This is a genomic window from Roseivivax sp. CAU 1753 (assembly GCF_054482575.1).
This window is the reverse complement of sequence record NZ_JBTLRF010000022.1, coordinates 1-8,901: the sequence shown is the minus strand read 5'-3', so window position 1 is coordinate 8,901 and position 8,901 is coordinate 1. Positions and strand designations below refer to the sequence as shown.

6 protein-coding genes are annotated in these 8,901 nt (G+C 63.2%); all 6 read right to left on the bottom strand.

Translation table 11 applies throughout. The annotated features are described in order from the left end of the window. Positions 1-122: 122 nt before the first annotated feature. The gene (locus tag ACXYMN_RS19610; RefSeq protein ID WP_459015756.1) at positions 123-1,913 is read right to left on the bottom strand and encodes a type IV secretory system conjugative DNA transfer family protein; all 1,791 of its coding nucleotides are present in this window, start codon (positions 1,911-1,913) and stop codon (positions 123-125) included. A gap of 8 nt (positions 1,914-1,921) precedes the next feature. Beyond that, positions 1,922-4,255, bottom strand: coding sequence for a relaxase/mobilization nuclease domain-containing protein (locus ACXYMN_RS19605; RefSeq protein ID WP_459015754.1), 2,334 nt, complete (start codon positions 4,253-4,255; stop codon positions 1,922-1,924). Then, entirely contained in the window at positions 4,242-4,823 is a 582-nt protein-coding gene (locus tag ACXYMN_RS19600) for a transposase (RefSeq protein WP_459015752.1), read from the bottom strand. The genes ACXYMN_RS19605 and ACXYMN_RS19600 overlap by 14 nt, the downstream gene beginning before the upstream one ends. A gap of 549 nt (positions 4,824-5,372) precedes the next feature. Next, entirely contained in the window at positions 5,373-5,579 is a 207-nt protein-coding gene (locus tag ACXYMN_RS19595; protein WP_133358581.1) for a hypothetical protein, read from the bottom strand. A gap of 494 nt (positions 5,580-6,073) precedes the next feature. Continuing rightward, a complete protein-coding gene (locus ACXYMN_RS19590; protein WP_459015750.1) occupies positions 6,074-7,123 on the bottom strand; it encodes a nucleotidyltransferase family protein in 1,050 nt (349 codons plus the stop codon). A gap of 100 nt (positions 7,124-7,223) precedes the next feature. Next, positions 7,224-8,153: a DUF2493 domain-containing protein gene (locus tag ACXYMN_RS19585; RefSeq protein WP_459015748.1), complete on the bottom strand. Its 930-nt coding sequence runs from the start codon at positions 8,151-8,153 to the stop codon at positions 7,224-7,226. Between the last annotated feature and the right edge of the window lie 748 nt (positions 8,154-8,901).

Here is an 8,901-nt window from a genome sequence, read left to right as displayed (position 1 = left end):
GCGCGGTACCCTTGCCAGAAACTCGCTTGTAGCTACCATCACGAAACTCCCCACAAATCAAAGAAGCCTCTGAATCGCAGATCAGGCGTCATGCCGTAAGTGTGGGAGCGGCGCACCGCTTACTATTGTCGTGACAGTTGACCCCCAGAAGCCTGAGCTGAGTTTTCCACGACGGCGTCAGACCCACCTGGTCCATTCGAAGGCGGAGTCATCGGCATGGCGCGCACACTCAGCGGCAGAGTGCCCTGCGCCCCGCCTCCCCCCGGCTTCGGAAAGGGCAACTCGCCCGTCTGCGCCGCGTGGATCGCCTTGAACAGCCGATCGTCAAAATATTGGATCCGCTTCGCGCGGACCGGCATTTGCGCATCGATCACCATGACGATCTCGTCGAGGGGCAGGCGGCGCGCCTCATCTTCGGGGAGCAACGAGCTTTCTTCGGTCCGTGTGGATTGGCTGCGCCCTTCAAAGGGGTTTTTCCCGATTGACTGGGAGCGCGTGATGACGGTCTTCGTGGTCTTGCCGACTGCCTTGCTCAACTCCTCGACGGTTTTTTCATCCGAAGGCGTGAGATAGAGCTTTACGCCCGCGTTGCCCTGCAAGGCGCGGCGAGTATTCTCGCCGTAGATTTCATCGAGGGCGGGGATGGTTTGTGTGACTACGGCAAGGTGACCACGATAGGTGCGTAGAGTCTCGATGCTCTCGACCACGATGGGCATCTTGCCGAGACGGTTGAACTCGTCGAGCATGATCATCACCGGCCAGGGCTCGTCGGGGCCGGGGTCCTTTTCCTGCATTGCCGAGAGAAGATCGGAGAAGAAGAGCCGGATCAGGGGTGCGAGCGGCTTCACCATCAGCGGCTGGACGACGAGATAGACCGAAAAGGGCTTCTTGCGGATCGTCCGGAAATCAAAGTCCGAAACCGCCGTCGCCTCGTCGATCGCCGGGTTCTGCCACTGGTCCAGCCCCGAGGTCATCAAAAGCGAGACATAGGAGGTCAGCGTATCGTTGTTGGTCGAGGCCAGCCGGGTAAAGATCAGCTTGGCGGCCCTGTTGTCCACCTCGTGGCCGCGTGCGAGGTATTCTTTCTGCTTGTTCCCACCCGACGCGGCGATGCGGTAGATTTCGCCCAAGGTGGGGCGCTTGCGCTGGAAGGCCAACAGCCCCGCCGCCACGAAGAGATCGATCCCGCCTTTCAGCAGCCCCTGCACCCGGTCATTGTCGCTTTGCAGGAACAGCGTCGCCAGAAGCTGTAATTCCATCTGCTGGCGCGCGGGATCTTTCAGTTCGAAGATGCGCAGAAGCGGGTTGTAGCGATGCGTGCGCTTGCCCTCCCAGTCGGTGGGGGCAAAGCGATAGACCTTGTCGCCTTGGGCAGCGCGGTGCCGCGCCGTGGCCTCGAAACACTCGCCCTTTACATCGAGCGTCACGGCGGAGCCCTGCCAGGTCAGCAGGTTTGGAATGACAAAGCCCGTGGTCTTGCCGCGGCCCGTAGGCGCCACGATCAGCGCATGGGGGAAGACTTTCGAGCAGATGTATTTCGCGCGGAATTTTGGAGAGCCCAGTTTGCCGAGGATGAAGCCAGTCCCGGGCGCGCCGAAAAACCCATTGGCCTTCATCTCGCGCGCGCTCTGCCAATGTGTCTGGCCAAAGCGTGTCAGAGCGGACCCTGAGAGAGCAAGGCTCAGCATCATGCCGGCGGCGGCAAAGCTGCCGACGATCAGGTGGATGAGTTGGGCATCCTCCGGGCGGCGATCGAGGATCGCCAGATAGTTCTGTGCGATATAGGCAAAGTCGATCTCGGCCCCGAAGCCCAGATCCTGGTAGGTCAGCACCGCCGAGGCAATGGTATAGCCCATGGCCCCGGTCACCAGCGTTACCAGCAAAACGCCGGCCGCGATCCGCGCTTTTCCCATGGCGGCGCTCAATGGACCTGGCCCCGCTCGGTTTCGCCATCAACGTCTGTCGCGCGGTGTTTTTTATATTCGGTGTCGGCAAGATCATCGACCAACTGGCGCAAGGCCTCCGTGTTGGCCGTCGCGGCATCGGATTGCAGATAGACCTTGGCGACATAGAGCCGGTCGAGGCGGTCCTCGAGAACCTTCTCCAGCGCATCGGCATCGCCGGATGTGAGCCGCTCAAGTTGACGGTCATCAAGCACCCGCGCGATCTCGCCGCGGAAGGCGTCCCGCTCCGCCTCGGTCTCGAAGGGTGCGGACAACTCCCCCGCCCGCTCATGATCCAGAACACGCGCAATCTCGTCTGCAAGGCGGTCGGCACGGTCAGACTGCGGCGCAGTTTCATCGCGGGCTGCGATGAGTGCGTCGTTCCTGCCAACCCCAAGCCCGTCGCGCATCTCGTTTTCGCGGCGGACCTGATTGATGGCCTCCGTGTCCCGTATCTCCACGACGACCGCATAGGTCGCGCCAATCCCACGGGCGAGGTGAGACGGCATGTCCGGATAGCGCGCGCGCAAGTCATCCGCGACAGCATCTGCAACGGGCGTGCGGAGGTCGCGGGCCTCCATGATCCGGTCGACCTCGCGGGTGATCTCGCTGGCGCGGGCCACATCGGTGATGGTCTCCCTGTAGGGCTCAGACCGGTCGATCACATCGCCAGGGCGTGCGAGCAGCTCCGGATGTGCCTCAAGATACGCGCGCTGCTCCGCCTCGATCCGGCGCTCTGCCTTTGAGACCACCTCCCACTCCCGGTCCTCGATTTGTTGAGCTGTCAGACCCTCGGCGTGCATTTCCTGACGGATTGTCCCTTCCATTTCCCGGACTGCGTCCTCCTGATAGTGGAACCGCTCGCTGACCAGGTCCGCTTGCACGACGCCATCCCGGCGCAGCACGATTTCCCGTTCCAGAAGCGTGCCAAGCGCGACATGCACGTCATTCAGGATGTCGCGCGCCCGTTCCAGATCGGCACGGCGTTCGAGGTTCAGATCGCGCGCCTCGGCCACCTTGGAGAGATCATTGGCGATCCATTGATGCTCGAGCGCTGCATTTGACGCCCCGGTTTCGATCCGGGCCACCACTTCCGATGTGCTGATCCCGGTGCCCCGTAGTGCTGCATCAATGCGCGCTCTCAGATTGGGCTCGGCAAGACGTTCTAGCTGGTTGGTGTCGATATTCGCCTCTGAATAGACCCCGCCCTCCGACGGCACCTCAGACAGCGTGCTCGAACGCAATCCGAGCGGCTGCATGTGCTGGACCTGCGTCTGGATCTCGATGAGGCGTTTTTCCAGCACGGGGCGTTCCGCGTCAGGCTTTTCGGCAATCATGCCCTGCACCCGCGCGAGCTTCTCCGCATAGAGGCTTCTCAGATCCTCGAAACTCTGATCCTCGGCCATATACACATCTCCTGTTCGGTCCACCTGCCCGCCGCGCGCCAGCACCTCGCCCGCGCGGAAGAGCGCCGCCGCGATATCCTCGCGGGCCTCCCGGGAGGCTTCCGCGGCCAGCGAGTGGTACACGGTTCTGGTATTGGCGATCTCTGCCAGCGTCCGCGTCAGGTCGGCCCCCACGCGTTCGCGCTCGCGGGGCGCGCGACCCTCTTCTTTCGCCGCGTAAAACTCGCTTGTGCGGGCCGGGTAATGCACAACCCCGCGATCCACCCGGCGCGTGGCCTCCAGGCGCACGCCGTACTTCTCCGCCTCCTCGACCATGGCGAGGCGGAAGTCGTCATAGTTGAAGCGGTGGTTGCGCCCCAGAAAGAAGAACTCGCCTTCCTGCGAGCGACGGTTCAGCACCAGATGCGCATGGGGGTGATCGCGGTCCTCATGCACGGCGATGATGTAGTCGAAATGCCCCTCATCGGTCTGGAAGAACCGCTCGGCTACATCCGTCGCGATGTCGCGCACGTCCTCCCCGCGCGTGCCGATAGGGAAGGACATGAGCATATGGGTGGTTTGGCCAAGCTTGGGCTTGAAACCTGCATCCCACCGCTTGGCAAAGCGCTCAGTGAGGTCCTTGATGTCCTTTGCTTCGAGCTTTGCCTTGCCATCCAGGAAGCCGCTCGAGTCCACGATATGGGTGGACTTGGTTGTGAGGTAATCGAGCTGGTTTGCGAGCTGCGATTTGGTGTGCGTGCCCCCGCCCCGGATCGCCTTGAAGACCGCTGGCCGATGCCCTGCTGCCGCGCGTACAAGCTGGCTCTGCTTGGCAACGTGCAGCCCCTGCATTGAGCCCCGGATGCGGCTCCAGCCATCCCGGAACACCTCGCCTGTAACTGCATAAACAGCATCATTCAGCCGCATGAGCAAACTCCCTCAGTGCGGCCGTAGCCTCCAGCTGCATCGCGTCGCGACGACGGCGCAGGAGCAGATCGATCTCGTCAGCGGAATCCAGAATGAACCGCGCCAGCCCGCGCATCTGCGCAAGGCGCAATTCGGTGAACTCCAGGCCAACCCCCTGCCCTTGCCGGTTGGCCCGCGCCATCTGCTTGGCGATCTGCGCGACCCCATTGCCGACCTCGTGCAAAGAGGCCCTGTAGCGCACCATCTCGGCTGCCATCTGCGCATCCGGAACGAACACCCCGCCGGCCGCCTGGATGAGCCGCCGCAGCCCCTCCGCCCGGCTCTCGATCCCCGCCTTCGCCAACACCTCGTCGAGCTCCGCAAGCTCCGCAGCCGTGACCTTCACACTGACTGCTGAGACCGGGATCGCGGCATCCGTCTGGCGCTCGGCATCGGCTTTGAGCGTGTAATGGATCGCCCGCACCGACACGCCAAACCGTTCCGCCAGCACTGAAGTGGAAACGCCTTCCGCAGCTTCGCGAACGATCTCCATGCGCTCCGCATCGATGAGACGTTTTGAACAAGACATGCGAAGAAAGACCCCCTATTTCCTGCCACCTTCCACCAAGGCTGCCCCACCTTACGATAATATACCTAGCTGTCAATTGTATACTTACGTCGCATTCAGTCTCAGGCAGCCTTGGTGTCCGCTTCCCCCGCGGCCCGCACGGGCGCGGGCCCGCCACCTCACCACCAGCGCAGCCTCCGGCTTCGGAGACCCCCTTCTCCAGCACCGCCCGAGGGTCTGGCCGAACACGCATGTGTTCGGACGGAACCGCGGGCGGGCGCAAACCCAACCGACAGGGCGGACAGGCAGGGTCAAGGAAGGCCAGATTTGGGTCCCCAAATCTATGCGGCAAAAACCGGGAGGCCCTGGCCGATAGGTTTTTGTGGATGGCCCCCTTGAGGCTGACTGGCCGGTCTGTCGCGGCCTGACCCTTCCGGTCGGCGATCATCCTTTGATCGCGCAGCGACCGGAAGCACGGCGAAGTCGCTGGCGGCGATCACCGCAGCCAATGGCGGCATCACTGGAACAGGGACAGGGCCGCCTGATGGCGGCCCATCCTCGTCAGAGGGTTCAGTCCTGAGGGTCCTTTGCGCTCGGCGGGAACATCACCAGCTCCGAGACCGCGACCGGGAAGTCGAGCTTGAGGCTGAAGAACTCCGAGCCATCCCCGCCCCGGGTGTTGCGGAACATGGCACCCACGCGTTGGAAGCGGGTGCGCTCCTGGCCATCGGTATCGGTGAACTTGACGGGGACGGTGGCGACGTAGTGGTTGGTCATTTGGCTTACTCCTTGTTGCGATGGGGATCGCCCAGCACGAGGGCAAGAGGCCCAGTCGCAAGTGCAAATGCGGAGGGACCGCGGCTCCGCCGTGGAAGCCGTATTTGTGCTTGCCGGAGCGAAGCGCAGGGCACGATTGGGCCGCCCCCGTGCGATCCACATCAATGAGCAAAAAGGAGTGATCCGGATGACCCCTGCCATCACGCAGCCGTCACCATCCGCGTCCGCGTCTCGCCGATCCTGGCCGGGGTGCTGACGGATCCCGCCCGCGTGGGCGCGATGTTCCGAAACGCCACCCCAGGATCGTGCTGGTCTTCAGCCTCAAGCGCGTCGTCGCCATCGCCCGTGTCTAGAGCTGTTGTAGGTACGCATGACGCGCGCATAGCCTCCCACCAGACCCGATGCGGATGGGCCCCGCGTCGACGGCTCGATGGAATGGGGATGACGGTGCTGGCCGCCGCAGACCAGCGATTAACGCGATTATGTTGCGGCGGTTAAGCGCCCAGGCTCTCGAGCATCCTCTTGGTCTCCGGCATTCGCGTCAGCGAGTTCCCGATATGCTCCCGCCAGCGCGGGCCAACCTCTAGCGCAGAGGCATAGGCGCGGACCAGATCGTCGGGACGGTCCTCGGCCATCGCCTCGATCGAGAAGGCCGCCTGCTCGCGGTCCTTCGCGGATTTGAGGCTCCCTGCCCCGTCACGGCGCCGGTCGGCAATGATCAGCTTGTGGATCGCATAGCGCTCCGGGCGCGGCACCTGGACGAGAATGCCAGATCGATAGATCGCCGCCGCATGGATCGGCTCGGCAATCAGGAAGTTGAGATAATTCAACGCTTGGGCGTTCACGCCCAATGCGGGCAGCTCTCGGATGGTCTCATCTCCGAAAGCCGGTGTCAGGAATTCGACCAACTGACCGCTGCCGCCCTGAGCCCATCGCCAGGTCCGGCCCTGGTCAAGAGCCGGCAAGGGATCAAACTTGAGCGCCGAGAAGGTCTCGGCCAGACCCGGATCAACCTGATCCTGTAGTGCAAGGCTGAGCTTTTCAAACTGGGCGATGTCGATGTCGCCGGTATTGGCCATCCCGCCCAAGGGAAGTCGAATGCCAAGCTCGCCCTCATAGAGCCGGAACGCGTTCGTCCCGACGATGGTGCCGCCCAACCGGAAGGTTCCGGCCGCGGCCATGGCCGACAGGATGGAACCCGTTGCCCGGTCGGTCGGGGTCATGCCTTCGGCCCGCAGAAGTCGAACGAGCCGCGACCGCTCTGCCTGTCGCTCCTTGGCGGTCGCGCGCAGCTCTTCGATCCGGTCGATGCGCGCACGTGTCTCGTCGCTGTCCTCGCCGATATAGATGAACTGCATCTCGGTGCCGACGCGTCGCGCGGCGTACCAATAGGCCTTGTCGCCGCGCTCCTTGAGCGTGGGCTTACCTTCGACACCGGACAAGGCGTCGTCCTTCAGGAGACGCACCAGATCGGTATAAGCGCTCATCGCGATGCTGCTGAGTGGTGCCATGCCAATCATTTTTAAGTTTTGCTTGGCACGCATATACCTATCAAAACATAAAATTGCTAGGCAAAAGGACGTGAGGGCACCGCTACACCTATAAGAAACGACGAAAGGACCGCCCGAAGGCGACCCTCTCAACTTACATCTCCGCGGAGTTCTTCGCCGGGTCCGCAACCCGCATGACCGTCAGACCTTTCGCTTCCGCCTTCTGCCCGAGGTTCAGCGCGACCCCGTTGCCGCCGAAAAGCACGACGCCCGTCGCGGCGAACCTGTCGTCCAGCATCTCGTCGTTGCACTTGAACGGTGCCGCCCGCCCATGCGCAGACCAGCGAGGATCAAAGCGCGCCTGCGCGACCCCGCGTGCCCGGGCCCACCGGGCCGCGATCATCTCCGCCCCGTGCTTGCCGCCCTTGTGGCAGAGGAAGATCTCCTGATTGCGGTTCTGCCTGATCCGCTCGCGAACCTTGTCGAGCGTGTTGAAGATCACATCGACATCAGTCCAGTCGGTGGCGCCCGAGACGATCAGGGGAACCCCCTCGACTTTGGATTTCTCGGCGGTTTCACGGTCGTGCTGCTCCAGGAGCTGCCGTGCCTCGAAGACCGCCCCAGTCTCCTGCGCCCGGACGCTTGCGCGCGACCCGGCTGCCGGGATGAAGGCGTGGCCCGTCTCGATCTCGTAGCATTCCGCCGCCGCCTCGCTCATCACCTCGATGGCGCCGACAATCTCGCGCAATTGCAGAAAGCGCGCCTGCGCCTCTTCGAGCGCGGTCTTAGCGATCTCCGATCCGTCGTGGGATTTTGCCAGCGCGCCGATCTTGTCGGCGGTGCGGTCGACCTCCTTGCCAAGCGCCACCTTGCGGCGCTGAAGGATCGTGGCGAGCCCATGGGCCAGCGGTTCGATTTCTGCTTCAAGCCCGGTCCCGCGCAACGGCCCGAGCAATGCCTCGAAGCTCTCGCGGATGATGTGGTCGGTCAGGATGTGATCCTCGGGGATCGGCAGCTGTGCGTCCTTCTCGGTCAGTCCGAAAAGCTCGATGGTCTCGTAGGTGTTCGCGGTGTCGTAAGCCATGTCTGGTCTCCAGTATTCGGTTGAGGAGCCACCACGTGAGTGTGGTGGCATGGCCGAATGCCTGGTTTCCGAATCCGCCCGGGTCAGGGACGGCGCAGCCGCCGGCTTGCCGGGCGCAAAAGTTTTCCGTGCGCAACACCCGACACACGCGCACCCTCACGCACGGGACCGCCCCGCACCACTGGCGCCGCCCTCGCCGAAAAGTTTTGCGATCCTTGACGCGGGCTGATTTGGGGGCCATCCGGAGGATATGCTTCCACGCTCATGTGTGTGTGTTTAGACGGTAGGTTTGCCCGACACGAGCAGGCAAACGGCCCGACCGGACGCGGAAGACGGATGAAGCGGCGGGATCGTTTTGCCCCGCAAAACAGACCAGAGCGCAATCCGACGGAGCGGCCGGAGAGGGACGTGCTCGCGAGGCGGGCAAACCGGGATGCCGGGTGCGACGCCGCGGTGAGGCCGCATGGCCGAATGCGCGACGGACCGAAGGGCCGTTCTCCCCTGCGACACGCGAAGCCGAGCAGGGGAGGCCGGAAGTCAATGTCTTTAATTTTCATCGAGCACAATAATCGTCTCGGAACGAGGTATCCCAATAGCACCGGAAATCAGTGAGACTCCGTCGCCGAGGTCAAAAAGCAGATGGGGTGGATGGCTCCCGCTCCCCGGCGTCGTAATGCGCCATAGTGCAGGTGTCAGAATCTGCGATTGAGAGGAGCCACCCCATGCAAGTTACCACCGTCGGCCTCGA